Genomic DNA, 24,904 nt, shown 5'->3' on the forward strand with positions numbered 1-24,904 from the left:
TCTGAAGTCGCCCGAAATCTGCGCTGACCATCCAGATATTCTGTGTTACAACGCTATTCGGTATGCGGCCCGGCGCGACAGTCGGCTCGCTGGTTCCAGCGCTGGGTGATAGCCGGAATTTTCTGTATCTGCAGAAACGCGCGCCGACTCGCCGCGAATACACATCCACGTGACACCGGTCTCCGCTGTCCAATGCCGCGTCATTCAGTGTGAATGACGAATGTATTTGTCGGCGCTTTTAACATTCGTCGTCACTTCTCGTAACAACCCGACTCTAAAGTTGCCTGGTGAACCGAAAGCGGTTGCCCCGCTAGGTCATTTAGCCCACACCCCAGCCGTCGGCACTGCAGCCGGCATGCGGTCCGCGCCGTGTTCGTGGACCGACCAATCACCATGAGGAGGCCGATCTATGCCGTCTATATCCAATGTCGAGCGGCTCGAGGAACTCAGAGATGCTCAGCAGAATGCGGATACCGGGCTTGCGGCCGCCAGTATGAGCGGTGTCGAGCTCGTCGCGCAATCGACGGCCGGTATCGCGCCAAGTGCCGTGATGGTTTCCGGCGCAACGCTTGTGGCAGCCAGCGCCAGCGCAGGCACCTTGTATTCCTACGCCGTCTCCTTGTGCGTGCTGCTCTTGGTGGGCTGGTGCGTGTCCCGGGCCGCGCGGTTGCGGCCAGGGGAGGACCTGCTCTCACATATCACGGCCGCGTTCGGTAGAGCTGTCGGTTTCGTCGGTTCGACCGGTCTCGCTCTCGGGTATCTGCTCATCTCCGTCGGCTGCGTCGCCCAATTCTCGCAGTACACCAAACCCCTTCTCGGAGTGGCTCCACCGGTGAGCGCCGGCGCGCCCGCTACCTCGATTTCGGTGACGGTGGTTTTGGAAATCCTGTGTGTGGTCTGCGCGGCCTGGATGATGATCCGCGGCGTCCGGATCTCCGCATGGACCGGCGTGGTGCTCGAGGTGCTCTCAATCGGAGCAATTCTGTTGGTGTGCACCATGGTTCTACTTCATCACGGCTTCACCCTTGCGCCGCTCATGCCCGCAGGCATCACGGTGCAACAGGTGGTCAGCGGCATGGTGTTGGCGACCCTGGGCTTCGTCGGCTTCGAGTCGGCCGCGTGTTTGTCCGTCGAGGCCAAGGACCCACAGCGGACGATCCCGCGGGCCGTCACGGGCAGTGCGCTCCTGGCGGGCGCGCTCTACCTGTACGCGTCTTACGCGCAGATTGTCGGATTCGGTGGTGCGGACAACCTGGCCGCCGATGCAACGCCGTTGAACACGTTGGCCGATGGCCTTGGCTTTCACTGGCTTGCGTTGGGCATCGATCTGGGCGCGGTGGCCTCGAACTTCGCCTGCGTGACCGGCTCACTGACAGCGGCCAGTCGGGTACTGCGATCGATGGGGGAGTCGCAGCTCGTGCACAGCAAGATGGCGGCGACACATCCCATCCGCAAGACCCCGCATGTAGCGATCATCTTGCTCAGCGTGGCTGCCCTGGTCGCAGCACTTGGCTTGGGACTCAGCGGAATCAACGAACTCGATGTGTATTCCTACACCGGAACCCTGGGGACCTTCGGCTACATGGTCGCCTACATGCTGATGGGACTGGGTATCCCGATTCTGGTGCGGCGCCTGGCGCCACAGGCCGGCATCGGTGCCGCCGTCATCATCGGAATGACTGTCACCGGCTGCCTCGGGTACGTCTTCTACCGCAACGTGTACCCACTCCCGGCCTGGCCGGCGGCTTTGATGCCGTGGATCTTCCTTGCGGTGCTGCTGGCCGCGGCCGCGTGGTACGTCGCTGGTCCGGCCCGCATTGCCCGCAGGCAGACCCGGGAATCGTCGGTGGATGCGGAGCCGGCGCCCGAGCCGGCTGAATTCGCGTGAGGTAGTCAGGGTATTTCAGGCATCCCGGTGAGGGCCGCCACCGCTCGCAGCTGACGCAGGGCGAAAGCGCGGGGGCGGCCCCCATCGGGTACATGCACGCCGGCAACGACGCCAGAGATGCCCGGGGTGTTGATGGCCTCGATGGCGCAACGTGCGCGGCGCGGGCATGAGCGGCACAACGCCTTCACCTCGGCGTCGTTCCCGGCATTGACCCACCGGTCCGGATCAAACGTGCACGGCGGCATTCGCGACGGAATAGCTGACTTCTGCAGTATTGCGGTCATGTTTGGTGACCTGTCAGGTGAGATGGTCTTCGAAGAACGCGAAGACCCGCTGCCAGGAGTCTTCGGCCTCCAACTCCGAGAACTCCATTCGGGCAAGGGTTTCCACGGGTTTGAGAACGCGGGGTAGGCCGAAGTCGTTCATGAAGGCGTGGCCGACAAGGGGATATTCCTTGACATCATGGGCGATGCCCGTGCGCGCCAACACGGTCTGCAATTGTTGGGCCGCACCCTTTTTCACGATGCGGTCTTTGGCTCCGTAGCTCGCGACGACCGGGCAGGATCGCTCCAGGCTGTCGATGTCCTTGGGGGCCAGGCCGTACATGGATGCGGCCGCTGAGTATGCGCCGCGCGCGGCGACGACGAGGGCGAAGCCCCCGCCCATGCAGAAGCCGGCGATCCCGACCTTGCCGCTGCAGCGTGGGTCGGCCAGAAGGTGGGAACGGGCAGCCTCGATGTCGTCGTAAGCCGGGCCTTCACCGGTGAAGTGTGAGCGGATGGTCTTGGCGACGCATCGGATCTTGGGCTTGTGTCCGCCGTAAAGGTCGGGAGCCAACGCCAGATAGCCGGCTTCGGCGAATTTGTCAGCGCTGCGGCGGATGTCGGCGGTGAGTCCGCGGACGTCCTGGATGACGACCACCGCGGGCCACGGCCCGGCGCCGTCGGGTGCCGCGAGATATCCGGGAACGGGACCCGTCGGGGCCGGGTAGGTGATCGCCGGCATCAGATACCCGTTCGCTGTGTCGTGGCACCTGCGTTCGGCTGGCCGGCTGGCGCGCGCAATGCCGAATCGGTCATGTTTCCTGATCTCTTCCTGACTGCGGCGTTTGCCTCGCGGTGTGGGCTTGGCGCTCCAGTTTGCGGCGATACGCAACCGGCCGTACCGATATGTCTGTACCGTTAACCAAGTTTTCGATATTGGTTGCCGATACAGTCGAATCGTGACACGAGTTCGATGTATTGTCTACTCGCATGGAGACCGTGTTCACACGTCGACGCGAACCGGCCAAACCCACCAGCCGCGAGATGATCATCGAGGCTGCGCTGACCGTATTCGCGGAACGCGGGACGCAGGCGGCGACGCTGAAAAACGTCGCCGACGCGGCGGGCGTCAGCGTCGGGCGTGTTCAACACCATTTCAAGGCCAAAGAGGATCTGATCGCCGCAGTCGACGATCATGCGATCGACGCGCTGGCCGCCAAGATTCAGAACCCCGACGCTCCACCAGAGCAAACGCTGGTCGCCATGGGGCATCGCTTTACCGAGGTCATCTCGGAAAAGCCACACGTGCTCGAGTACATCTGCATGCAGATGCTCGAACCCGAAGGCGTGGGCGAAACCATCTTCGACGGCATGTTCGCCATCAGTGAGGCTCAGCGAGTCCACTTCGAAAAGATGGGGCTGACCCGTGAAGACCTTGACCCGGAGTGGGGTGCGCTGCTTCCGCTGATTGTGCGCGCGGGAACCATCCTGTTTCGAAAGCACATCGAGCGACACATCCCGGGTGCTTTCCTCGAACCTGAGAACTTGCGCCGCTGGGACGAAGCCGTCACCGCACTTATCCGGCACGGCCAACTCCGCGCCGTGGAGTAGACCACGAATTCAACGGGTTGAGCCGGCCGACATACGAGGGGTTGTCGGCCGGCTCGACCCAGACTGCTCGCAGGACCGCACGCTCACCGAAGGGCGGCGGTTGGTCAGCGCAGCTTGATCCTGGCCCGGATGGGTCCTCCGGCCACGAGCGTGAAGGGGGCCACCATCGGGAATTCGTCATCGAGCGACTCGATTTCGGCGTAACGCACGATGGTTGCCAGGGCCAACGTGGCTTCCAGCATCGCGAAATGGTCACCGATACAGCCGCGTGGACCGCCGCCGAACGGGATGTACTGCCAGCGGTCACGACCGCGGCTGTTCGCTTCGGTGAATCGCTCCGGATCGAACACCAGCGGCCGGTCCCACAGGCTGGGGTCACGGTGCACAGACATGCGACCCATGACGATCATCGTGCCGGCCGGAATCCGGTACCCGGCCACGGCGACATCGCGAGTGGCCATCCGTGAACCTGTTGCCCCTGGCGGACACAACCGCATCGACTCTTTGAGCACCTGGATGGTGTATCCCAAGCCGGCAACATCATCGGGAGTCAGTTCGCGGTCGCCGAATCGGGACGCCTCCTGACGGACGCGGTCCTGCATCTCCGGGTTACGGCCCAGCGCCCACAGTGCGTACGTGATCGTGGTCGCGGTCGTGTCCTGGCCGGCGAACATGAAGATCAGCAGCTCGTTGGCAATGTCCAAGTCCGACAACGGCTTACCCGTGTCGGGATCTTTCGCCGCGATCAACTGTTGCACCAGAGGCGCGTTCATCTCAGGATCGGCCCGGCATGCCTTCACCACATCCAGCGCGAGTTTGCGGATCGTCGCTGCCGCCGCGTACGCACGCCGGCGCGCCCGGGTGGGAACCCAGCGCGGCAAGCTCACCGGGTTGATCGCCCGAGACACCGCATAGGAGACGGCCACGCGCATCGGTGCGTCGATCGACTCGGCATGATCGCTCAGGTCGACCCCGAACACGCTCTGGCCGAGTGCGCGCATCGTGACCCGTCGGGCCGCGGCGTCCAAGTCGATCTCGGCGCCGTCGTCCCAACTGGCGCATACCTTTTCGGCAGCCTCGGACATGTGGCCACCGAACTCGGCGACCGATTGCTTGGTGAACACGGGCTGGATCGTGCGTCGGCGCGGCAGCCAGTGCTCATGGTCGACGACGAACAGGTTGGCGCCGATGATGCGCTCGAGCTCCTGGCTGACGTCGCTGGTCTTGTCGATCGAGCCGTCGTGGCAGGTGACGGTGTCCCGGATGCCTTGCGGGGAGGTGACGACGACCAGGGGAGGCATCAGCCACTTCGGCGCGAGGGTGAAGCGGGTGACCGGGCCGCCGGCGTCGCGCAGGACATCGGTGCCGGTGTGGAAGGAACGGCACGCGGCGAGACGTTGTTTGCGAGGCAGCGGATTCACCGGTGGTAGCGGTAGTGACGCGACGTCCGGGCGTGATTGGTCGACCATGTTGGGTTAATCCGTGACGCTGTCGTCAATCGAGATTGTCGCCGCCGCAGCGCGCATATTCATTCCCCCTGGCCACGCCCCGTATTTCTACGGGCCGACGTTATCAGTCTCGACGGTGGATATCCACCTATGCGATAGTGAGGAAATGCCGAGCCAGCACCGAGTGCCCGCCGGCATTTACCGCGCCGACGAGGCGCTGCGCAAACGCGCGATAGCCGCTGCAGCAGAAGTGGATTCGTGCCTGAGCGCCCACATCAACGGGTTTCTCCTATGGCTGGTCGGCGACACTGACGAACTGCCCCCCAGGCCCATTCCGCAGCGTACAGACGGCCCGAATGGCGCAGCCAGGCAATGCACAGAACTTGGAGCCGAATAGTGCAACCAACTGATCCGAACGAATATCGCCCACAAATTCTGGACCCGGCCAATCCGGCAGCCGCGACCACACTCGATCTTCTCCGGTCGGACCCGCACGTCCAGGTCCTCGACCACTACGGGCCCGAGTTGGACAACCTACGCCGATTGCGCCCCCAACCCGCTGCCGCACTCCTGGACGAACCGGCCCGTTGGGTCTGGTACCCGTGGCGACGGACCCTCGTCTCGATCCTGGGTCCGGCCGGCTTTAAGGCACTGCGCCTGGACCGCAACCGCAACAGCATCACCACGGGGGAGCAGACCCGACTGGCCGAACTCGCTGTCGGCGTCGCGGGACTCAGCGTCGGGCATGTCATCGCCCACACCCTGGCCACCCAAGGCTTGTGCGGGCGACTGCGTCTGGCCGACTTCGACCGCGTCGAGCTGTCGAATCTGAATCGGATACCGGCCACCGTGTTCGACCTCGGACTCAACAAGGCTGTCGCCACGGCGCGCCGCATCGCCGAACTCGACCCGTACCTGCCGGTCGAGGTATTTCATCAGGGCCTGACCACCGAGACCGTCGATGACTTCGTCGACGGGCTCAATGTCTTTGTCGAAGAATGCGATTCGCTCGACATCAAGGCCGTCGCGCGGGTGGCCGCCCGGCATCGACGCATCCCGGTGCTGATGGCCACCAGCGACCGCGGCATCATCGACGTCGAACGTTTCGACGACGAACCTGACCGCCCGATCCTCCATGGCCTGCTCGGCCCGCTCGACATCGGCCTGCTGCCCGGCATGAGCAGCAAGGAGAAGGTGGCACACATCCTGCGCCACCTCGAAGCCGAAAAGCTCTCACCGCGCACCGCGGCGTCGCTCATCGAACTCGACCGGACCTTGGCCACCTGGCCGCAGGTGGCCTCGGAGGTCATCATCGGGGCGTCTGCGATAGCCGAGGCGGTGCGGCGTATCGGACTTGGCGAGGAACTGCGCTCGGGGCGCGGCCGCATCGACATCGGGTCATCGCTGGACCAGCTCGCCGAGCCGTCGATGGGCGCGCCGCGGCCCACCACGCCCGCGCACGAGCCGCTCTCCGCCATCAGCCTCACCGGCCAGGTTGCGATCGCCGCGATGCGCGCGCCGTCGGGCGGCAATGTTCAGCCCTGGTTGATCGAGGCCGGCGAAGACGAGATCGCGATCTGCCTTGCCCCGCAATACAGCCCGACCATCGATGTCGGATTCCGGGGGAGCGCCGTCGCCGTCGGCGCCGCAGTGTTCAATGCTCGGGTTGCCGCCGCCCACCACGGCATCCTCGGCCCGGTCACCATCGACGAGCCGACCCACGGGTCGTGGTCACCGCTGCACGCGACACTCTGGTACGGCAAGGGCGGCAACCCGGACCTCGCCGACCTGTACGGCGCGGTGCTCGCGCGCGAAACCAACCGCGACAAAGGCACTCCCACGCCCCTGGCCGACGAGGTTGCCGGGGCATTGTCGGCTGCTGCCGAATGCGAAGGCGGGCGGCTGCGACTCATCACCGCGCCAGGCGAGATCGCCGCAGCGGCAGAGATTTTGGGCGCTTCCGACCGGATCAGGTTCCTGACCCCCCACCTGCATCAGGAGATGATCGCCGAGCTGCGCTGGCCCGGCGATCCCGATCCGGACGCCGGGATCGACGTGCACAGCCTCGGACTGGGCGATGGCGGGCTGGTCATGCTCGAGCTGCTGCGCCGGCCGGAAGTCATGGCGCAACTGGCCGACTGGAACGCCGGTGAAGCACTGGGTGACGACATGCGCGGCCGGGTGCACGCCAGTTCGGCTCTGGCGATCGTCACCGTCACCGGTGGTGCACTGCGCGACTATGCCGCGGGCGGCTCGGCCGCGGAGGCGGTGTGGGTGCATGCGCAGCAGCGCGGCCTGGCCGTACAGCCGATCTCGCCGGTCTGGCTGTTCGCCCACGATACGGCCGATCTCACCAAGCTTTCCGCTCGCTTCGCCGGCGAACTCGGGATTCTGCAACGCCAATTCGTCGACCTCGCCGGCATCGACGCGGACGAGAGGATCGCGCTGATCCTGCGACTCACCGTCGCGGCGCCGCCGGCGGTGACCAGCCGGCGCAGCGACGAGCGCGTCGTGCTGCGCGACTGACGGGGAGTTGGCAGCACACCCAACTACTCTTGGTCACCATGAGCGAAGTGATGGACTGGGACGCCGCATACCGCCACGAAATCTTCATGGGACCGCCGCCATGGAACATCGGCGCACCGCAGCCGGAAATCCTCGCTCTCATCGACGCCGGCAAAGTCACCGGACCCGTCCTCGACGCCGGGTGCGGCGTGGGCGATGTCGCGCTCGCCTTGGCGGAGCGGGGCTACGAGGTCACCGGCATCGACCTGTCGACGGTCGCGATCGAGCAGGCCGCTGCTGCGGCAGCCGACCGCGGCCTGACCACGGCCCGATTCCTGCAGGGCGATCTCCGCGATATCGGTGCCCTCGGCCTCACCCAGCAGTTCAACACCGTCATCGACTGCACCCTGTTCCACTCACTGCCCGTCGAAGCGCGCGACGACTACCTGCGGGGTATCCATGAGGCCGCCGCTGCTGGTGCAGCGCTGTACCTGCTGGTGTTCACCAAGGACGCGTTGCCTGCCGATTCGCCGTGCCCGATCCCGAACCAGGTGACCGAAGCCGAAGTCCGCGACGCCGTCGCGGCGCACTGGTCCGACGTGGCGACGCAGGCTTCGTTCGTGGCTGTCAAGCTTCCCGACATCCCGGGGTTGCCGCCCCACAACTTCCCGATCGACGACGCCGGCCGCGTGCACCTACCGGCATTGCTGCTGACCGCTCGGAAAGTCTGACCGGGCAATCACGGAGCCGGGGTGCGCAGCACCGGCGCCGCCAGGAGCTGCCCCATGGTGTCCGCGTCGACCGGACCGGACACCAGAAGCCCTTGCGCGCGGCGGTAACCCATGGCGATGAGTTTTTGGGCCGCGGACTCGGTCTCCAGCCCGTCGGCGGTCAGTTCGAGCCCGAACGCGTCGGCCAGGAGAGCGATCGACTGGACGAACAACGCGTTCTCGTCGTCATGATCGAGCGTCTGGACAAACCCGCGGCCGACCTTCAACGAATCGATGGGCAGCTCTTTCAAACTGGGCAGAAAGCTGTACCCGGTGCCGAAGTTGTCCAACGCCAGCTGAACCCCGATCTGCTTCAGTTCCAACAGGATTTGGCCGCACAGTTGAGCCTCGGTGACCAACAGGTCCTCGGGCAGCTCCAAACACAGCGAACCCGCTGGAACCTCGAACTGCGCGAGCGTCGCGGCGAGATGTTCGGTGAACCCGGCAGTCAGCACCTGGGCGGGTGACAGCTTCACCCGGAGCATCACATCCCGGGCCAAACCCTCAGCACGCCAACGCTGAAACTGCTCGCATGCCATCCGCAGCACCTCGCGCCCCACAGCACCGCCGAAATTGGTGGCCTCGGCCGTTGGCATGAACTCCTCACGCAGCAGTAGTCCGCGGGTCGGGTGATTCCATCGCACCACCGCTTCCATCGCCACGAGTTCTCCACTGCGCAAATCGACCTCAGGCTGGTAGTAGAGAAACAACGCGCCGTTGTCGATGCAGTCCTGCAGATGCACTTCGACGTCGGTCTGGAACGAGAACTGCGCCGCGAGCTCGTCGCTGAACGCGATCACGGTATTGCCACCCGCGGCCTTGGCGGCGGTCAACGCGTGCTCGGCATACCGGAGCAGGTCCGACACCGAATCGGTTCCTGGAATCCCCACGGCGACACCGATACTCACCCGGTGCCTGATGTACGACGAGCCCAGCATCAGTCGCGCGGCCAGCGTCTCGCGCAGCCGTTCGGCGTAGGCCTGGGCAGCGGCGAGTGATGTGGGTGCGTTGAGCACCGCGACGATCTCGTCCCCACCGAGGCGAGCCAAGAACGCCTCGCCGGCCGCGTATTCGCTCAACCGCTGGGTGAGCTCCACGAGAACCTGATCACCGGTCTCGTGGCCCAGCAGATCGTTGACGGCTTTGAGTTGGTCGGGGTCGATGTACAGCGCCGCGACAGGGGCAGGCTCACCCGATGCGAGTCGTTGATCGAGATGGTCGAGCAGGCTTCGGCGGTTGCGCAATCCGGTCAGGTCATCATGCTCGGCAAGGTGTTTGATCGATGCGAGTGTTTCCACCCGCACCTTGACGTGGGCGAACATCGTGGCGATGACCTTGAGCGCGGTGATCTCCTCGTCCAGCCATTGCCGGTCACCGTATTTGATGAAGCCCAGTGTGCCGGTTGTGGTGAAACCATCTGGTTCGGCCGTGTCGGTGACGTTCATCGGCACGGCAGCCATCGAGATGACCGGCACGGTGGTGCCTTCCTCGATGCGCTGCTGGAATTCGTCCGGCTCGGCCGCCGGCCGCAGGATCACCGGTTCTGCGACATGTTCGGCCATCGCGAAGACCGGATCGGCATCCTTGAAGTAGACGGTTCCGATCGGATCCGGGTCGGGGATGTAGGTCCTGATCGGCCATTGAGCGATCAGGATCGTCGCGCCGATGGTGTGATCGTTGTGCCGCAGAAACGCCACATCCAAACCGAAATGCGCTGCCACGTCGGTCAGTGCCTGCTCGCTGGCGGCCACGTAGTTGTCCGCGTCGACGGCCATCAGGGTGCGCGTCACCCTGTCGACAAGCTCGTTGAGGGCTCTCAGCACGTCATCACCGTAACTAACGAACCGGTAAAACGGGGTACAGGTCGCTCCGAGCCACCGCTGCAGGTCTTGGGCGCCGCTGAACCCGGCCTGGCTATGGTCCTGTTGTGGAGGGTCCCGGCCTGACCGCCCCGAGTCTGCGGGCGAGAGCGACGACGGGGCCCGGGCCGCGAGGCGGCGCGATCGCGTCGTTCGACCGGGCGATCTTGCCTCGGACTACGAGTTCCCCGACGACTGCGACGCCGCATACCTGCGCGAGCAAGAGTGAGACGAGTACCAGGACCTGAACCGCCGCCGCCTGTGCGGCCGAGCCGGTCGCCAGCAGCACCCCGACGAATGCGCCGGGAAGAGTGACGAGTCCGGCGGTGCGGGTTTGATCGAGGTTGGGCAGCAGAGCGTCCGACAGTGGTCGCTCGATGACCAACATCCGCGAGAAACGTTCTGACAGACCAAGGCCGAGAGCCGCTTCAACCTCGCCGGCGCGCTGCGTCAGCGCATCGAGTGCACGCCGCGCCGCCACCGCCGATGCGGTCATCGTTCCGCCCAGCACGATGCCGAACACGGGCACCACCGCGACACCGTTGAAGGGCACCACACCGCTGAGCGTCAGTAGCGGAATCACCATGACCATGCCGGCGGCGAGGGCGACGGTCAGCCACCAGGCCCCGCGTTGTGCCTGACTGCGGCGAGCCGCAGTGATCGAGGCGACGATGAACATCAGCAAGAGAACCACCAGCGACGACCACATCCGCTGCAATGCGACGGCGAGCACGGTCGATACCGCAGCCAGCTGGAATGCGGCACGCGCCGCGGCGCTCGGCGCCTCCCACACGGATCCGTTGAGCGCCAAGCGGTTCACCGCGGCCGCCGCGACGGCCATCACGACGCAAACGATGATGAGCATGGGTGTCAGCAGAGGTTCGGCGCCGCGCATGGTTCGAGTTTCCCCGGCGGCACATCCGGCCACCAGCCGCCTCAAAACAAAACCGCGACGCGTCTCTGTAGCCCGCGGGCCGCTACTCCTTGCTGAAGCAGGATCCCGGCGGTGAGGTGGTCATGGCGATAGCGGCCTGGTCCTCGTCAAGGGCATCGACCGGCAGCTTGTCCTGGCCATCGCGATTGCGGAGCCCGTCAAGGAAGATGGCCACATACCGTCGCCACAGCTCGGGGTCGACGTGGCCGGCGAATTCGCTGACCGTGCCTGCCAACAGGCCCAGGATCGGCATGTCACTGTCGGAGATGCCGGGTCTCAGGTGGCCGTCTTTTTGCGCCCGCTCAACAAGTTTCGCGATTTTCGGTACCAGGCGGGTGCGCGCCGCTTCCACCCCGTTGCCGCCACCGCCCTTGCCGTACAGGATCTCTCGCAGACCACGATCGGTGGCCGTCTGCTGGCACATCTGTTCCACGAACCAGGCGAATCCCGCCCAGGAGTCGTCGAATTCCAATGCCGTGTCGGCGACCGCGGCGATCTCGTCGATCGCGTCCTCGAAGATGGCCTCGAACAGCTCTTCCTTCGTGGGGAATCGGCGATACACCGTGCCGACGCCAATCCCGCCGTGGTGCGCCACCTCGTTGAGTGTGGCGCTGAGGCCTTGTGTCGCGAACAGGTCGCGGGCCGCGTCGATCACTCGCTGCCGGTTGCGCACGGCATCCTTGCGCAACGGTCGATCTGTGGTCGGGCGGGCCATCACCCCCGCAGTGTAATCCGGGACACCATTGCACTAAGTGGATTGACGCCATCCACTTACCGGAATAGTTTCATGCCGGACGCTGCGACCGGCTCACGATCGCGGTGATTCGCGATCGGGAGGGCGCGCTGCATGACACGACACCACCGGGCCGTACCTGCGTTGGCCGCCGCCGCTGTCGGAATCGTCGTGGCGGTGTCCGGTTCCGGACCTGCGCATGCCGATCCCGATACCGACTTCGCGAACCAGTTGCACACCTACGGCATCTACGGACCGAAGGACTACAACGCCTGGCTGGGGAAGATCGCGTGCCAGCGGCTGAGTAACAACGTCGACCACGACGCTTATCAGTCGGCCAAGTTCGTCGCCACCAACCTGTCGCGGCAGAACGCCACTCAACAGAACTGGCAATTCCTCAGTGCCGCAATAGATTTCTATTGCCCCGACAAGCGCTCGATACTGGAAGCCGCCGCGCAGCAGTCGCAAACCGGGGTCCGCGCATGACGCTTCGATCTCTCCGTATCGGATTGGCCGCCGTGGTGGTCGGCCTGGCGGCGACCGCGCTGCCCCTTGCCGCGCCGGCCGGTGCCGACGCGACCGACGACTATCCGATCCCGCGCCGCATCATCACCACCACCTGCGATGCCGAGCAGTACCTGCAGGCGGTGCGTGACACCAGCCCGGTGTACTACCAGCGCTACATGATCGACCGGAACAACCGCCCCGCCGATATCCAGCAGATGGCGCAGGACCGCATCCACTGGTTCTTCTCTCTGGACCCGGTCGGCCGCCGGCAGTACTCCGAGGACACCGCCACCAACGTCTACTACGAGCAGGTGGCCACCCACTGGGGCAACTGGGCCAAGATTTTCTTCAACAACAAGGGCGTGGTCGCCAAGGCGACCGACGTCTGCCTGGGCTATCCCGCCGGCAACATGCAGGTCTGGGACTTCGCCTCCAACAGCTGAGTGATTTAGGTCCGAATTTCGCTGCTGACCAAGGGTTTTTCAGCGGAAATCGCATTTGCCCGCGCAGGGCAGGAATGCGGCGGGCCCGCGCCAGGTTGTAACGAAGACGACATTTAAATGGATGGACTCTATCCACTTTTTCCGTTAGGTTACCTAGCTAGATGTCCGGGGGCGCATCAACGGCGGTGTGCCTGCCCATGCCCGACGACCGCGCGGTCGGCAACTTCTGGAGAAGGCAGCGATGACAAGAGTGTTTCGGCGGGCATGGCTACCGCTGCTGGTGATCGTCGCGGTCGCCGGCGGCGTGGTGATCGTGTCGAATGTGCGACAGGTGTTCGGGTCGAATCCCGTCGTGATCACCGAGAAGAGCTCGGACAACGCCGAGGACTTCAACCCCAAGTTCGTCAAGTACGAGATCTACGGCACGGGTAGCACGGCCACCATCAACTACATGGACCTCGAAGGCAAGCCGCAGCGCGCCGCGGGGGTGTCTTTGCCGTGGACGTTGACGCTGTCGACCACCTTGCCTTCTGTACAACCCAACATCCTGGCCCAGGGCGACGGCAACAGCATCAGCTGCCGGGTCAGTGTCGATGACGTGGTCAAAGAAGAGAGGACCGCCACCGGTATGAACGCCGAAACCTTCTGCTTTGTGAAGGCCGCATGAGCGCGCCGGCCGACGAGGCCCAGACCGACGCCATTCCGGTGGTGGAGAACAAGGGGCACAAGGGGATACCGCGGTTCATCCGCCGGTTCGCGGTGCTCATCATCCTGGCGTGGATCGGGGTCATCGCCGCGCTGAACACCGTCGTCCCGCAGCTCGAGGAAGTCGGCAAGCTGCGCGCGGTGTCCATGAGCCCGAATGACGCGCCCTCGATGATCGCCACCAAGAGTGTCGGCAAAGTGTTCGACGAGTACACCACCAGCAGTTCGGTGATGATCGTGCTCGAAGGCGATCGTCCGCTGGGGGCCGACGCGCACGCGTTCTACGACAAGATGGTCAGCGATCTGCGCGCCGACACCACCCACGTACAGCACGTCCAGGACTTCTGGGGCGACACGCTGACCGCCAAGGGCGCGCAGAGTCGCGACGGCAAAGCGGCCTACGTGCAGGTCTACATCGCCGGTGACCAGGGTGAGACGCTGGCCAACGAGTCGGTCGCCGCGGTGCGCCACATCGCCACCGAAAGCCCTGCTCCGCCAGGGGTGAAGGCCTACGTGACCGGTCCGGCGGCGACCAGCACCGATCAGAACGTCGTCGGTGACAAGAGCATGGAGCTGATCGAACTGGTGACCTTCGGCGTCATCGCGGTCATGCTGCTCTTGGTCTACCGATCCGTCATCGCGACCTTGCTCGTGCTGGTGATGGTGGTGCTCGAACTCTCCGGGGCGCGCGGTCTGGTGGCATTTCTGGGCTACCACAACGTTTTTGGGCTGACCACCTTCGCCACCAACCTGCTGGTGACGCTGGCGATCGCCGCCGCGACGGATTACGTCATCTTCCTGATCGGGCGTTATCAGGAAGCGCGACGTGTCGGCGAGGACCGAGAATCGGCCTACTACACCATGTTTCACGGCACCGCGCATGTGGTGCTGGCCTCGGGCCTGACCATTGCCGGCGCCACCTTGTGCCTGCACTTCACCCGGTTGCCGTACTTCCAGACCATGGGCTTCCCGCTGGCCATCGGCATGGTGATGGTGGTCGCGATGGCGCTGACCCTGGGGCCCGCGGTGATCTCGGTCGCAACCCGCTTCCGCCGGGTCCTCGAGCCCCGAAAGAACACGCGCACCGCCGGCTGGCACCGCGTCGGCACCGCGACGGTGCGCTGGCCCGGTGCCATCCTGGTCGGCGCCGTGGTGGCGGCGCTGGTGGGCCTGATCGCGCTGCCGGGCTATCACACCATCTACGACGACCGGATCTACCTGCCCAAGGACATCCCCGCCAACGTCGGCTATGACGCTGCGTTCCGGCACTTTTCGCAGGCCAAGATGAACCCGGATTTGATGATGGTCGAGTCCGATCACGATATGCGCAACCCGGCGGACTTCCTGGTAATCGACAAGATCGCCAAGGCGCTCAAGAACGTGCACGGAATTGCCCAGGTGCAGACCATCACCCGACCTGACGGTGACCCGATCAAGCACTCGACGATCCCGTACACGGTCGGACAGAGCGGCTCCACGCAGCTCATGAACAACGACTACATGCAGACCAACCTGGACAATCTGCTCTCGCAGGCCGACGATCTGCAGAACAGCATCGACGCCATGACCGAGATGATGAGCGTCCAGAAAGATCTGGCCGCGGTGTCGCAGCGCATGGCCGACAAGATGAAGACCACCTCGGATGACATGGGTGACACTCGAGATCACCTGTCCGACTTCGATGATTTCTTCCGGCCCATGCGCAACTACTTCTACTGGGAGCCGCACTGCTTCGACATCCCGGTGTGCTGGTCCATGCGGTCGGTCTTCGAGAGCATCGACGGCATCAGCCTGATGTCCGATGACTTCCAGGCCATCGTTCCCGACATGCAGCGCATGGCCGACCTCATGCCCAAGATGGTCGCGACGATGCCGAAGCAGATCGCGTCGATGAAGCACCAGAAGCAGGTGCTGCTGAACCAGTACCAGATGCAGAAGGCGCAGCAGGACCAGACCATCGCGATGCAGAAGACCGGCACCGCGATGAGCGAGGCGTTCGACGCGGCCAAGAACGACGATTCGTTCTACCTGCCGCCGGAAGCCTTCGAGACCGCGGATTTCCAGCGCGGCCTCAAGCTGTTCATGTCGCCGGACGGCCATGCGGTGCGGTTCACCATCATTCACCAGGGCAACCCGTTGACGCAGGAGGGCACCTCGCGCATCGAACCGCTCAAGGTCGCCGCGGCCGACGCGATCAAGGGCACGCCCCTCGAGGGCTCCTCGATCTACCTCGGCGGTAGCGCAGCCATGTACAACGACATGCAGATCGGTGCCGATTACGACCTGATGATCGTCGCGGCTGCGGCGCTGATCCTGATCTTCATCATCATGTTGGTCCTCACCCGTGCGGTCGTCGCATCGGCGGTGATCGTCGGCACCGTGGTACTCAGCCTGGCCTCGGCCTTCGGTCTGTCGGTACTGCTGTGGCAGCACATCGTGGGTATTCCGTTGCACTGGATGGTGTTGCCGATGTCGGTCATCGTGCTGCTGGCGGTGGGTGCCGACTACAACCTGCTGCTGGTCTCCCGGATCAAGGAAGAGATCCACGCCGGGCTGAACACCGGCATCATCCGCGCCATGGTGGGCACCGGTTCGGTGGTCACCTCGGCGGGCCTGGTGTTCGCCTTCACCATGATGTCCATGTCGGTCAGCAAGCTGATCATCATCGGCCAGGTCGGCACGACCATCGGTCTGGGTCTGCTGTTCGACACCCTCGTGGTGCGGTCACTGATGACGCCGTCGATCGCCAGCCTGCTCGGACGCTGGTTCTGGTGGCCGCAGCGCGTGCGTCAGCGCCCGATTCCGCAGCCGTGGCCGAAGCCGATCCCACGCGAATCCGACATGGCGTCCGTCTGATGCAGTTGATGAGTTCGGCTTCACGACAGTCGATTTCGCGGCGCCGACCGTCATGCGCGTGAGGTGGATCACCTGCGGTGGGTGGTTTGACCAATCCAGATCGGGTAGACAGTAAATGGGAGAACCGGGGCCAGTGTCTGTCCCGTTACGGGTTTCAGGTCGAGTTGGGGCGGTCTAGATGAACCGAAATAATCGATGGGTTACTGCCTGTGCGGCAGTCGTCTTGTCAAGCGCGGGCGTTGCCGCAGGCGTCGCCGGGTCCGGCAGTGCCGCTGCGGAGGCGTGCCCGGACGTACAGGTGGTATTCGCACGAGGCACCTTCGAGCCCGCCGGTGTGGGTGGTGTCGGGCAGGCGTTCGTGGATGCGCTCCGCGCCCGGACGCCGGGGAAGTCGGTGGACGTCTACGCCGTCAATTACCCTGCGTCCCTTGATTTCGCGACCGCCGCCGACGGCGTGATCGACGCGAAGAACAAGGTCATGGCGACCGCGAGCGCCTGCCCGAACACCAAGGTCGTGCTCGGTGGCTACTCGCAGGGCGCGGCCGTCGCGGCGTACATCACCGAGGACAGCGTGCCGCAGGGCTTCACGTTGCCGCCCGGACTGAGCGGGCCGATGCCGGCTTCGGTGGCCGATCGCGTGGCCGGGGTGGTCCTATTCGGAAAGCCGTCCAGCGGCTTCCTGCAGATGATCTACACCGGCGCGCCGCCGATCACCGTCGGTCCGCGCTACGTCGGCAAGACCGATGACATCTGCATCCCGGAGGATCCGGTGTGCTCGCCGACCGGCGGCGACCAGGGTGCCCACGGCGCGTACCAGGCGCGGGGGCTCACCGACAGCGCCGCGGACTACGTGGCGAGCCGGGTCGGGGGCACGGCCAAGCCGGTGCAACCGACCGCTCAGGCTGCCGGGGTCAACTAGTCAACCGGCGTAATCGCGGTACTACCAAGGCGATTCGCGGGCCGGCAGCCAACGCGTAAGACGTGCGTCGACGCCGATCATCCGGGTTGGCGTAGGACGCGCTGATCGGGGGTACTCCCGAGGGTATGACGGCACACCCAGCAGTCTTGTTCGACGTCGACGGCACGTTGGTGGATACGAACTATCTGCACGTACATGCGTGGCTGCGCGCATTCGCGGACGAAGACCTGTTGGTGCAGGCATGGCGCGTGCACCGGTGCATCGGAATGGATGGGACGTCGCTGATCCACGACTTGTGTCCCGATGTGTCCGATGAAACCGAGGAACGACTCAAGAAGCTGCACAGCCGCTACTACCGCGAGTCCGCGGGACTGATGCGGCCGTTGCCGGGCGCACGCGAGCTCTTGCACGGAGTCGCTGATCGGGGTCTGCAGGTCGTCCTGGCCACGTCGGCGCCCGAGGACGAGCTGGAGCTGACGCGCGGGGTCCTCGACTGTGACGACGTGGTCTCGGCGGTCACCATGTCCGGCGACGTGGATACGGCCAAGCCTGAGCCCGACATCATCGAGGTGGCACTCGACAAGGCCGGCGTCGGTCCGGCGCAGGCGGTGTTTGTGGGGGACGCGGTCTGGGACGCGCAGGCATGTGCGCGGGCGGGGGTCACGTCGATCGGTCTCCTGACCGGTGGAGTGGGCGGCGATGAATTACGTGCCGCCGGAATGGCTGAGGTCTTCGATGGCCCCGGCGCGCTGCTGGCCCATCTGCGTGAGAGCGCCATCGGAGCCTTGCTCGGCTGAGCGACGTCGCGGCGAGACACGCCTGCAGTCAGGATTATTCGGGCGGTTCGATCGGAGGTCGCCACCCTGTCGGCACCCCGATCTTCTCCGTGTTGTGCGGGCCGCCGATGTAAGCGACGAGATTTTTCGGCTCGTAGTAGTGCGGCTTCACTTCATGAAGTTCGAGCGCGGTCGAGGCGATGGCTTCGCGGTCCCAGTCAGTCGCGCCGATCGGACGAATGTAGGGCGGGATGAGCCGATAGAACAAGGTGCGTGAGTTCTGCGGAAGTTGCAGTGGGTCCGGATGCACCGAGGTGCGGTCGGCCCTGGTCGCAGTCGGATTCGGTGGTGGGGCGTACGCGCACTCCCGATACTCGAAGGCGCCGGGCTCGAAGTGCAGGCCGTACTCCTGTGCACGCCCCACCATCCACGGCAGGGTGATGTCGCTGAGACCGGGCGGATCGTAGCCGCCACCGATGTCGCAGTGCACACCGGCGAACCACACCTGCTCGACGCGCTGGGTCTCGGGTGCGTCCGATGCCTGCTCCCAGACCGCGGGCCGGAAAGGCCCTCGCTTCTCGTCGATCGCCAGCGCCTGAAACGCACCGTGGACCTTGGTGCTCAGCGCCGTGTCGTGAAACTGGAAGCGCCGGTTGAAGAAGTTGACCAGGCGCAGCCCGTTCAGCGGGATGCCGAGCGCGCCGACGGTGTCCCAGACGCCGATGAAGTGGATGTCCGGGTCGTGCGAGTACGAGCTGCGGAACAGGGTCGCCTCGATGCTCCGGGGGTGGCTCGTGCTGCTGCGCCCGCGATAGAAGCTGTACGCCTCGCCGATCTTGTCGGCGTACTCGCGACGCAGGATTCCGCAATTGCGGACAAACCCGGCGGTGCTGCGGGCGGTGAAGGCGCCTCGGCTGAAGCCGAAAAAGAACAGTTCGTCGCCGGGGTCGTAGTTTTCGACCAGGAAACGGTACGTGTCGCGGACATCGCGGGCCAGCCCGAGGCCGAAGGCACCTCCGCGGATTCGTTCGTACCGGCTGGTCCCAACGCCGCGGTGGTAGAACATGCGCTGCTCGCGGTCCTTCAGGTCGCGAGGTGCAATCGCCAATGCGAGTTTGGTGACGTTGGTCGGGCTGGGCGTCCCACGGGTGTGTTGGTCGGGGGTGTTCCAGGTGCCATCGCAGCACACCACCAGTCGTTTGGACATCCGTCGCTCCTTCCTCGGAGATCAGGCTCAGGTCCAGAGATTGACGAAAAGAATGCTCATCGATATCGGTGCGTCGCGGGTGCCTCCCGCTCTTTCTCGCAAAAACGATAGCCTTTTGGAGTGCCGATTCTGGTCGATCGCACAAAACAGTCCCTGTTCGTGCACAAGCGCATCAAATCCTGCCGGTCGATACTGCGGCAGGCACACAACAGCAATCTCAATTATTGCTTCACCAACAATTTTCACACCATTTTCAGCGGGGTTCCGGCGCAAGCCACGAATTTGATCTTGAATCGGGCGGGCGACACGGACGGGTCATCCGATAGTTTCGTGAACTGCGTGTTAGGGGCCGGTTTCCGGAATCGGTCGATGTCTGGTGAAAAGTCGTAGTCGATCGCCGGCACCGCTCGCGATTGTCCGCATTATTGCGAAACGACGCCCTGGTAGGCAAACGCTGCATTACCTCGGCCACGTCAAATTTCTGAAGTGAATCCGCCACGATCGATGTCATTCACCAATGGCCGTCGCCACTGGTATCTGGCTTTCGGTGCATCGTCGCGACAACCTTCGAACCGGCGCCCGCCGGCGTTGCCAGCCGCTACCCGGATTTCGCCGTGAGTGTGCCGGCGGCAACGGCGGCGGCATTGATTCGGGTCAGTACTTCGTGCAGGCGTTCCAGCTCGTCGAGGCCGACGCCCAGTTGTTCGACCACCGCCGGCGGAATCTTCAGCGCGCGGCGACGTAGCGCGACGCCTTTCGGTGTCAGCGTGATGTTGGTGGTGCGCTCGTCGGCCGCGCTGCGGATGCGGCGGATGAGCTCGAGCGTCTCGAGACGTTTGAGCATCGGGGACACGGTGGCCGAATCCATCTGCAACAGTGCGGCGATCTGTTTGACGGTCAACGGTTCCTGCTTGGCTTTCGCGTTGTCCCACAACGCCAGTAGCACCAGGTATTGCGGATGCGTCAGCCCGAGCGGTTCGAGCAGTGGCCGGTAGATCGCGAGGACCGCACGGTTGGTGATGGCCAGCGCGAAGCAGACCTGCCGTTCGAGGGCCAGCGGGTCGACGTCTTCCGAGACAGCGGACATGTTGCCCAGCTTATTACCAATTAGGGCCCTAACAGTTTGTGTCGTCGTGCCCGGCACGGGGTTCTCGGTGGCGCGTGATCCGGCCGGCCCGATGTCTCTCGCCGCCGGCGTACGTGAGTTGTTTCACCCCTGTGGAATAGCAAGCTAAATGATAGTGTCCTAACTATTAGGGTACGAAGAGCATGGTGCTCGTCGACCTCATCAGGCAAAGGAGTCGTCATGGTCGCCGACAGTCCGACGTTCTGGCAGCGCATCACCTACGCCTACGGGCGGCGCTTACCGGACCACCTGCGGGAATGGGTTCGGCAGGACCTGACCGACGACGGCGCCGTCCGCCGGCACATGATCCGGTACGCCATCCCGCCGATCTTCGTGCTGGCGCCGTTGTGGCTGCTGCCGGCATCGGTGTACGTGCACTCCGAAATGACGCTGCCGATCTACTTCTGGGCCCTCGTGATGGCGTTCGTGCTCAACAAGGTGTGGCGTCGCTACCGTCTGACTCAGCACGGCCTCGACCCGAACCTGATCGACGAAGTCCTGCGGCAGAAGCAGTCGCAGATGCACGACCGCTACGTCGAGCGTTTCGGTCCGCGACCGGAATCCGCCAAATGGCAGGCGAACAGCCGACCGTTCTGACGGGCGGACCGGCGGCCGTCGTCATCCAAGGAGGGATTCGCTTGCTTCCCGGGCACGCTGCGCTGCCTCGGTATCGCCGGTGATGGCGGCGGTCACGATCGCGCCTTCGGCCAACAGGCACAAGGGTTCCGGCGGTGCCCCGGTGACGGCGGCGACCCAGCCCGCAATCTGCTCGTGGAATGCCTGCTTGTGGGCGCGTACTTCGGCCAGGACTGCCGGCGAGGTGGCGCCGAGCTCGCCGTAGGCGTTGATCCAGGCGCAGCCCCGGAAGCCCGGCTCGGCGAACCATTGCCCCAGCCAGTCGAAGACGGCCAGAACTCGCTCTCGCGGGTCTGCGCGCTGTTCCACGTAGTCGGTGAGGCGGCCGCGCCAGCGGTGGTCGCGGCGTCGCAACACGGCGACGATGAGTTCTTCCTTGGTTGCGAAGAGCCCGTAGATGCGCTTCAGCGCGATCCCCGCCGCCTCTCGGATGTCGTCCATGCCGACGGCTTGGATGCCGCGCTCGTAGAAGAGGGTCTCCGCGGCGTCCAGCAGCGCCTCGCGGTCGCGGGACTTCTGTTCGTCGCTGATCGGCGCGGGCATCCGAATTTCCTCCTTGACGTTGAGAACGCTCGTTCCCTACGCTAGTCGAATCGCGTAGAGAACGCACGTTCTCAATGAGAGAAAAGAGCGAGTCATGTCCGAACAACGTCCGCCCGTCCCGCCGTTCACGAAAGAGACCGCACTCCAGAAGGTGCAGGCCGCCGAGGACGCCTGGAACACGCGCGACCCGCAGCGTGTCGCCCTGGCGTACACGCCCGACTCGGTCTGGCGGAACCGGGACACGTTCGTCACCGGTCGCGAAGAGATCGTGCCGTTCCTGACCGCCAAGTGGCAGCGCGAGCACGACTACGCCCTGCGCAAGACGCTGTGGGCGTTCTCCGAGAACCGCATCGCCGTCAAGTTTCAGTACGAGTGGCACGATGCCGCGGGCCAGTGGTGGCGCAGCTACGGCAATGAGCTCTGGCAGTTCGACGCGGACGGCTTGATGGAACGCCGCGAGGCGAGCATCAACGACGTGCGAATCAACGAGGGGGATCGGCGCATCTTCGGCCCGCGTCCGGAGCGTGACCGCGGCGTCGAGATTCCGCTTCAGTAGGTGCCGGGCCAGCGCCGTCCGCCGGCTCACCGCACGCCGAGGCAAGAGAAACGCCCCATGCCAGCACCTGGGCCACATTGGCCGGCAGGGCGGGCAGGTGAACCTGCCCGCCGCGGGAACTCACGCGAATCCCCGTGAGTATTGAGGCGGGTGCGGCAGCGTCACCCCGAGGTGTTGCGCGGCGTCGCGGACCCAGTTGGGATTGCGCAGCAGGGCACGGGCGACGAAGACGGCGTCTGCCTCGCCGCCGGAGGCGACCGCTTCGGCTTGCTCGGCTTCGGTGATCAGTCCGACCGTCGCAGTGGGGATATCCGCCTCGGCGCGAACCCTTTTCGCGAAGGGCACCTGATAACCGGGGGCCACCGGGATGCGGGCATCGGGAATCGCGCCGCCGCTGGATACGTCGACGAGGTCGACCCCGGCCTTCTTCAAACCGACGGCGAGGGCGACGGTGTCCGCGACGGTCCAGCCCGGTCGCGGGTCGTCGGTGTCCCCGGCAAGCCAGTCGGTGGCGGAAACCCGGAAGAACAGGGGCAGATGCTGCGGCCACGCGGCGCGAACCGCTTCGGCGACCTGCAGCGCGAATCGCATCCGGTTGTCGAGCGATCCGCCGTACGCATCGGTGCGTGTGTTGGACTGCGGGGACAGGAACTGGTGAATGAGATAGCCGTGGGCGCCATGGATTTCGAGGACCTGGAAGCCGGCTGCGGCGGCTCGCCGGGCGGAATCGGCGAAGCTCGCCACGATTCGCTCGATCTCGTCGACGTCCAGTACGGCGGGAACGGGACGATGTCCGAACGCAATGGCGCTCGGGCCCAGCGTCGTCCAGGATTCGGGAGTCCGGCTGGGGTCCGGCCAGGGCCGCCCGGTGGCTGCCTTGCGGCCGCCATGCACGATCTGGATGCCCGGCACCGAACCCTGCTCGGTGATGAAGTGCGTCAACCGCCGAAATGCCGGAATCTGGCGGTCATCCCACAATCCGAGGTCATAGACGCTGCTGCGGCCGACGGGGTCCACAGACGTCGCCTCGACCATCGCCAGGGCGACGCCACCGACCACTCGCGCACCGAAATGCTGTAAATGCCAGTCGGTCGGGGTGCCGGCTTCCGGTCCGTCGGCGACGCCGGAGAACTGCATCATCGGCGACATCCAGGCCCGGTGCGCGAAGGTGACACTTCGGAGGGTGAGCGGTGTAAAGAGTGTCGACATCAGTTCACTCCCAAGAAGTTTCGGGCCGCTCGGGTCAGCGCGTCCTCGTCGGGCCCGTACTTGACCGCGAACCGTACCGGGTCCGATTCGGCCATGTCGAAGGGATAGTCGCTGCCGCAGACCACCTTGTCCTTGCCGGCGATCTTGCCGAGCAGTTCGAGTTGCGGGGCGTCATGGGTGACGGTGTCGAAATACAGATCGGCGACGACGTCGGACGGCAATCGGCTGCCTGCGGCGCGGACATCGGCACGGGCCCGCCAGCCGTGGTCCCACCTGCCGAGCAGACCGGGTGCGCAGCCGCCGCCGTGCAGGAAGCAAATGCGTAACTCGGGCAGTTCGTCCTTCAGACCGCTCAGCACGAGATTCGCGACCGCAGTGGCGGTTTCGACGGGGTTGCCGATGAGGTTGGCCAGATAGTAGTCGCTCCACTCCGGCCGGCCGATCTGCATGGGATGCACCAGCACGGCGAGATCGAGACGAGCGGCCTCGGAAACGATGTGACGCAATGCGCCCCGATGCAGTGAGTCGCCGTCGACCACCGGCGGTATTGCGACGCCGACGATGCCTGCGGCGTCACGCAGCGCGGCCAACTGCGAGGTGATGTCTCCGGGTTCGCCCAGGGCGACGATGCCCAGCCCCAGGAGCCGTCCGTCGGATGTTCCGACGACATCGGCCAGCGCGGTGTTGAATGCGCCGGCGTACTCGGCGCCGGCCGCGGTGAGCGGAAAAGCGAACGGAGGCGCGGAAAGTACGCGTACCGCGACGCCGGCGCGGTCCATGTCGGCGGTGATCGCGGTCGCGTCGCTCATGGCATCGGTGGCGATCGACAGCGGGAGGTCACCGAGATGCAGCTGGCCGTCGCGGTCATTCATCGGGCCGTACGGGGCGCCGGGCGGCAGTGCGAACAGTGCACGGGGCAACCAATGGGCGTGAACGTCGATGACGCCGTCGGCGATGTGCGGTCTCATGGCGCGATCTCCAACGCGTCGTTGGCGCTGTCGAGATGCTCGACGGTGGTGAAAATCAGCTCGGTTTCGCCGATGTTCTCGATGTCGTGCAGCAGGAATTCGCCTGGCCCGAAATGAAAGTGGCGGGTCTCGCCGGCTTGATAGGAGACTTCGCGGACGGTGCCGTCATGGGTGTGCTGGCGGCTGCTGCCTGCGTTGATCGCCGTCCAGAAGTAGTCCAGCACATGCCGGTGGGCGTGCCAGCGCTCACCTGGCGCCAACCGGATCTCCCACACCCGGACCCGAGAGTCCTCGCTCAGCAAGCGGGATCCGACGTTTCCGTCGAAGGCGTGCTCGGCGAACTCGGTCTTGAGCCAGCCCGGCCAGCTCTCGAAGTCGGTGGCCACCAGCTCACCGGCGAGCGGTAGATCGGTCAGATAGTTGTTGTCGGTCATTTTCGAAT

26 protein-coding genes are annotated in these 24,904 nt (G+C 64.9%); 14 read left to right on the top strand and 12 right to left on the bottom strand.

Annotated elements, in window-relative coordinates; all coding sequences use genetic code 11:
• The first annotated feature begins 409 nt into the window (after nt 1-409).
• Nucleotides 410-1,888 carry an APC family permease gene (locus ACJH6I_RS19390; RefSeq protein ID WP_318987286.1) on the top strand — a complete coding sequence of 493 codons (1,479 nt, stop codon included), beginning with the start codon at nt 410-412 and terminating at the stop codon, nt 1,886-1,888.
• A gap of 5 nt (nt 1,889-1,893) precedes the next feature.
• On the opposite strand, the gene ACJH6I_RS19395 is transcribed toward ACJH6I_RS19390, so the two are convergent.
• Both ACJH6I_RS19395 and ACJH6I_RS19400 read right to left on the bottom strand, forming a co-directional pair.
• The gene (locus tag ACJH6I_RS19395; RefSeq protein ID WP_318987287.1) at nt 1,894-2,172 is read right to left on the bottom strand and encodes a WhiB family transcriptional regulator; all 279 of its coding nucleotides are present in this window, start codon (nt 2,170-2,172) and stop codon (nt 1,894-1,896) included.
• 13 nt (nt 2,173-2,185) lie between these two features.
• The gene (locus ACJH6I_RS19400) at nt 2,186-2,893 is read right to left on the bottom strand and encodes a dienelactone hydrolase family protein (protein WP_318987288.1); all 708 of its coding nucleotides are present in this window, start codon (nt 2,891-2,893) and stop codon (nt 2,186-2,188) included.
• Between the two features lie 248 nt (nt 2,894-3,141).
• On the opposite strand from ACJH6I_RS19400, the gene ACJH6I_RS19405 reads away from it, so the two are divergent.
• A complete protein-coding gene (locus ACJH6I_RS19405; RefSeq protein WP_318987289.1) occupies nt 3,142-3,762 on the top strand; it encodes a helix-turn-helix domain-containing protein in 621 nt (206 codons plus the stop codon).
• Nucleotides 3,763-3,866: 104 nt separating this feature from the next.
• On the opposite strand, the gene ACJH6I_RS19410 is transcribed toward ACJH6I_RS19405, so the two are convergent.
• Nucleotides 3,867-5,231 carry a cytochrome P450 gene (locus ACJH6I_RS19410; protein WP_318987290.1) on the bottom strand — a complete coding sequence of 455 codons (1,365 nt, stop codon included), beginning with the start codon at nt 5,229-5,231 and terminating at the stop codon, nt 3,867-3,869.
• Between the two features lie 13 nt (nt 5,232-5,244).
• Here ACJH6I_RS19410 and ACJH6I_RS19415 point away from each other — a divergent pair, with 13 nt between their 5' ends.
• From ACJH6I_RS19415 to ACJH6I_RS19425, 3 genes are read left to right on the top strand one after another with little or no spacing between them, the layout of a single operon-like run.
• The gene (locus ACJH6I_RS19415; protein ID WP_212806778.1) at nt 5,245-5,607 is read left to right on the top strand and encodes a hypothetical protein; all 363 of its coding nucleotides are present in this window, start codon (nt 5,245-5,247) and stop codon (nt 5,605-5,607) included.
• Nucleotides 5,607-7,736, top strand: a complete 2,130-nt coding sequence (locus ACJH6I_RS19420) for an Rv1355c family protein (RefSeq protein WP_406784410.1) — start codon at nt 5,607-5,609, stop codon at nt 7,734-7,736. Before ACJH6I_RS19415 ends, ACJH6I_RS19420 begins: the two co-directional genes overlap by 1 nt.
• Nucleotides 7,737-7,774: 38 nt before the next feature.
• Nucleotides 7,775-8,446 (top strand): class I SAM-dependent methyltransferase, encoded by a 672-nt coding sequence (locus ACJH6I_RS19425; protein WP_318987292.1) that lies wholly within the window; start codon nt 7,775-7,777, stop codon nt 8,444-8,446.
• Between the two features lie 8 nt (nt 8,447-8,454).
• Here the strand turns inward: ACJH6I_RS19425 and ACJH6I_RS19430 are convergent, their stop codons facing one another.
• From ACJH6I_RS19430 to ACJH6I_RS19440, 3 genes are all read right to left on the bottom strand, one after another.
• Nucleotides 8,455-10,308, bottom strand: a complete 1,854-nt coding sequence (locus ACJH6I_RS19430; RefSeq protein ID WP_318987293.1) for a bifunctional diguanylate cyclase/phosphodiesterase — start codon at nt 10,306-10,308, stop codon at nt 8,455-8,457.
• A gap of 91 nt (nt 10,309-10,399) precedes the next feature.
• A complete protein-coding gene (locus ACJH6I_RS19435) occupies nt 10,400-11,239 on the bottom strand; it encodes an ABC transporter permease (RefSeq protein ID WP_318987294.1) in 840 nt (279 codons plus the stop codon).
• Nucleotides 11,240-11,321: 82 nt separating this feature from the next.
• Nucleotides 11,322-11,993, bottom strand: coding sequence for a TetR/AcrR family transcriptional regulator (locus ACJH6I_RS19440; protein ID WP_406784414.1), 672 nt, complete (start codon nt 11,991-11,993; stop codon nt 11,322-11,324).
• A gap of 132 nt (nt 11,994-12,125) precedes the next feature.
• On the opposite strand from ACJH6I_RS19440, the gene ACJH6I_RS19445 reads away from it, so the two are divergent.
• The 6 genes from ACJH6I_RS19445 (at nt 12,126) to ACJH6I_RS19470 (ending at nt 18,238) form a co-directional block, all read left to right on the top strand.
• Nucleotides 12,126-12,497 carry a DUF732 domain-containing protein gene (locus ACJH6I_RS19445; RefSeq protein WP_212806776.1) on the top strand — a complete coding sequence of 124 codons (372 nt, stop codon included), beginning with the start codon at nt 12,126-12,128 and terminating at the stop codon, nt 12,495-12,497.
• Entirely contained in the window at nt 12,494-12,961 is a 468-nt protein-coding gene (locus tag ACJH6I_RS19450) for a DUF5078 domain-containing protein (RefSeq protein ID WP_212806775.1), read from the top strand. The genes ACJH6I_RS19445 and ACJH6I_RS19450 overlap by 4 nt, the downstream gene beginning before the upstream one ends.
• A gap of 241 nt (nt 12,962-13,202) precedes the next feature.
• A complete protein-coding gene (locus ACJH6I_RS19455; RefSeq protein ID WP_029105884.1) occupies nt 13,203-13,628 on the top strand; it encodes an MmpS family transport accessory protein in 426 nt (141 codons plus the stop codon).
• Nucleotides 13,625-16,522: an MMPL family transporter gene (locus ACJH6I_RS19460; protein ID WP_346414522.1), complete on the top strand. Its 2,898-nt coding sequence runs from the start codon at nt 13,625-13,627 to the stop codon at nt 16,520-16,522. The genes ACJH6I_RS19455 and ACJH6I_RS19460 overlap by 4 nt, the downstream gene beginning before the upstream one ends.
• 178 nt (nt 16,523-16,700) lie before the next feature.
• Complete coding sequence (locus ACJH6I_RS19465) at nt 16,701-17,441, top strand: cutinase family protein (RefSeq protein WP_318987296.1); 741 nt, start codon at nt 16,701-16,703, stop codon at nt 17,439-17,441.
• Between the two features lie 125 nt (nt 17,442-17,566).
• Nucleotides 17,567-18,238, top strand: coding sequence for an HAD family hydrolase (locus tag ACJH6I_RS19470; protein WP_318987297.1), 672 nt, complete (start codon nt 17,567-17,569; stop codon nt 18,236-18,238).
• A 34-nt stretch (nt 18,239-18,272) separates the two neighbouring features.
• Here ACJH6I_RS19470 and ACJH6I_RS19475 read toward each other — a convergent pair whose 3' ends face one another.
• Entirely contained in the window at nt 18,273-19,424 is a 1,152-nt protein-coding gene (locus ACJH6I_RS19475; protein ID WP_212806772.1) for a DUF2235 domain-containing protein, read from the bottom strand.
• 120 nt (nt 19,425-19,544) lie between these two features.
• Here ACJH6I_RS19475 and ACJH6I_RS19480 point away from each other — a divergent pair, with 120 nt between their 5' ends.
• On the top strand, nt 19,545-19,814 hold the full coding sequence (locus ACJH6I_RS19480; protein WP_318987298.1) for a hypothetical protein: 270 nt from the start codon (nt 19,545-19,547) through the stop codon (nt 19,812-19,814).
• A gap of 208 nt (nt 19,815-20,022) precedes the next feature.
• Here ACJH6I_RS19480 and ACJH6I_RS19485 read toward each other — a convergent pair whose 3' ends face one another.
• Entirely contained in the window at nt 20,023-20,511 is a 489-nt protein-coding gene (locus tag ACJH6I_RS19485) for a MarR family transcriptional regulator (protein ID WP_318986799.1), read from the bottom strand.
• 219 nt (nt 20,512-20,730) lie between these two features.
• On the opposite strand from ACJH6I_RS19485, the gene ACJH6I_RS19490 reads away from it, so the two are divergent.
• Nucleotides 20,731-21,147, top strand: a complete 417-nt coding sequence (locus ACJH6I_RS19490; RefSeq protein WP_212806769.1) for a DUF5313 domain-containing protein — start codon at nt 20,731-20,733, stop codon at nt 21,145-21,147.
• A gap of 21 nt (nt 21,148-21,168) precedes the next feature.
• Here ACJH6I_RS19490 and ACJH6I_RS19495 read toward each other — a convergent pair whose 3' ends face one another.
• Nucleotides 21,169-21,729 carry a TetR/AcrR family transcriptional regulator gene (locus ACJH6I_RS19495; RefSeq protein ID WP_318986800.1) on the bottom strand — a complete coding sequence of 187 codons (561 nt, stop codon included), beginning with the start codon at nt 21,727-21,729 and terminating at the stop codon, nt 21,169-21,171.
• A 94-nt stretch (nt 21,730-21,823) separates the two neighbouring features.
• On the opposite strand from ACJH6I_RS19495, the gene ACJH6I_RS19500 reads away from it, so the two are divergent.
• Nucleotides 21,824-22,285, top strand: coding sequence for a nuclear transport factor 2 family protein (locus ACJH6I_RS19500; protein ID WP_212806767.1), 462 nt, complete (start codon nt 21,824-21,826; stop codon nt 22,283-22,285).
• Between the two features lie 120 nt (nt 22,286-22,405).
• On the opposite strand, the gene ACJH6I_RS19505 is transcribed toward ACJH6I_RS19500, so the two are convergent.
• Genes ACJH6I_RS19505 through ACJH6I_RS19515 form a run of 3 tightly spaced genes read right to left on the bottom strand, consistent with a single transcriptional unit; the run spans nt 22,406 to nt 24,896 of the window.
• Nucleotides 22,406-23,494: an NADH:flavin oxidoreductase/NADH oxidase gene (locus ACJH6I_RS19505; protein WP_318986801.1), complete on the bottom strand. Its 1,089-nt coding sequence runs from the start codon at nt 23,492-23,494 to the stop codon at nt 22,406-22,408.
• Complete coding sequence (locus ACJH6I_RS19510) at nt 23,494-24,462, bottom strand: amidohydrolase family protein (RefSeq protein WP_318986802.1); 969 nt, start codon at nt 24,460-24,462, stop codon at nt 23,494-23,496. Before ACJH6I_RS19510 ends, ACJH6I_RS19505 begins: the two co-directional genes overlap by 1 nt.
• The gene (locus tag ACJH6I_RS19515) at nt 24,459-24,896 is read right to left on the bottom strand and encodes a hypothetical protein (protein WP_318986803.1); all 438 of its coding nucleotides are present in this window, start codon (nt 24,894-24,896) and stop codon (nt 24,459-24,461) included. The genes ACJH6I_RS19510 and ACJH6I_RS19515 overlap by 4 nt, the downstream gene beginning before the upstream one ends.
• Nucleotides 24,897-24,904: the final 8 nt, after the last annotated feature.

This window comes from Mycobacterium sp. SMC-13 (assembly GCF_045311035.1).
Lineage (GTDB): Bacteria > Actinomycetota > Actinomycetes > Mycobacteriales > Mycobacteriaceae > Mycobacterium.

Bases quoted from the DNA above. Each gene is read 5' to 3' on its own strand.
- ACJH6I_RS19390 (WP_318987286.1), top strand. From the start codon at position 410: ATGCCGTCTATATCCAATGTCGAGCGGCTCGAGGAACTCAGAGATGCT.
- ACJH6I_RS19395 (WP_318987287.1), bottom strand. From the start codon at position 2,172: ATGACCGCAATACTGCAGAAGTCAGCTATTCCGTCGCGAATGCCGCCG.
- ACJH6I_RS19400 (WP_318987288.1), bottom strand. From the start codon at position 2,893: ATGCCGGCGATCACCTACCCGGCCCCGACGGGTCCCGTTCCCGGATAT.
- ACJH6I_RS19405 (WP_318987289.1), top strand. From the start codon at position 3,142: ATGGAGACCGTGTTCACACGTCGACGCGAACCGGCCAAACCCACCAGC.
- ACJH6I_RS19410 (WP_318987290.1), bottom strand. From the start codon at position 5,231: ATGGTCGACCAATCACGCCCGGACGTCGCGTCACTACCGCTACCACCG.
- ACJH6I_RS19425 (WP_318987292.1), top strand. From the start codon at position 7,775: ATGAGCGAAGTGATGGACTGGGACGCCGCATACCGCCACGAAATCTTC.
- ACJH6I_RS19435 (WP_318987294.1), bottom strand. From the start codon at position 11,239: ATGCGCGGCGCCGAACCTCTGCTGACACCCATGCTCATCATCGTTTGC.
- ACJH6I_RS19440 (WP_406784414.1), bottom strand. From the start codon at position 11,993: ATGGCCCGCCCGACCACAGATCGACCGTTGCGCAAGGATGCCGTGCGC.
- ACJH6I_RS19445 (WP_212806776.1), top strand. From the start codon at position 12,126: ATGACACGACACCACCGGGCCGTACCTGCGTTGGCCGCCGCCGCTGTC.
- ACJH6I_RS19450 (WP_212806775.1), top strand. From the start codon at position 12,494: ATGACGCTTCGATCTCTCCGTATCGGATTGGCCGCCGTGGTGGTCGGC.
- ACJH6I_RS19455 (WP_029105884.1), top strand. From the start codon at position 13,203: ATGACAAGAGTGTTTCGGCGGGCATGGCTACCGCTGCTGGTGATCGTC.
- ACJH6I_RS19460 (WP_346414522.1), top strand. From the start codon at position 13,625: ATGAGCGCGCCGGCCGACGAGGCCCAGACCGACGCCATTCCGGTGGTG.
- ACJH6I_RS19465 (WP_318987296.1), top strand. From the start codon at position 16,701: ATGAACCGAAATAATCGATGGGTTACTGCCTGTGCGGCAGTCGTCTTG.
- ACJH6I_RS19470 (WP_318987297.1), top strand. From the start codon at position 17,567: ATGACGGCACACCCAGCAGTCTTGTTCGACGTCGACGGCACGTTGGTG.
- ACJH6I_RS19475 (WP_212806772.1), bottom strand. From the start codon at position 19,424: ATGTCCAAACGACTGGTGGTGTGCTGCGATGGCACCTGGAACACCCCC.
- ACJH6I_RS19485 (WP_318986799.1), bottom strand. From the start codon at position 20,511: ATGTCCGCTGTCTCGGAAGACGTCGACCCGCTGGCCCTCGAACGGCAG.
- ACJH6I_RS19490 (WP_212806769.1), top strand. From the start codon at position 20,731: ATGGTCGCCGACAGTCCGACGTTCTGGCAGCGCATCACCTACGCCTAC.
- ACJH6I_RS19495 (WP_318986800.1), bottom strand. From the start codon at position 21,729: ATGCCCGCGCCGATCAGCGACGAACAGAAGTCCCGCGACCGCGAGGCG.
- ACJH6I_RS19500 (WP_212806767.1), top strand. From the start codon at position 21,824: ATGTCCGAACAACGTCCGCCCGTCCCGCCGTTCACGAAAGAGACCGCA.
- ACJH6I_RS19505 (WP_318986801.1), bottom strand. From the start codon at position 23,494: ATGTCGACACTCTTTACACCGCTCACCCTCCGAAGTGTCACCTTCGCG.
- ACJH6I_RS19510 (WP_318986802.1), bottom strand. From the start codon at position 24,462: ATGAGACCGCACATCGCCGACGGCGTCATCGACGTTCACGCCCATTGG.
- ACJH6I_RS19515 (WP_318986803.1), bottom strand. From the start codon at position 24,896: ATGACCGACAACAACTATCTGACCGATCTACCGCTCGCCGGTGAGCTG.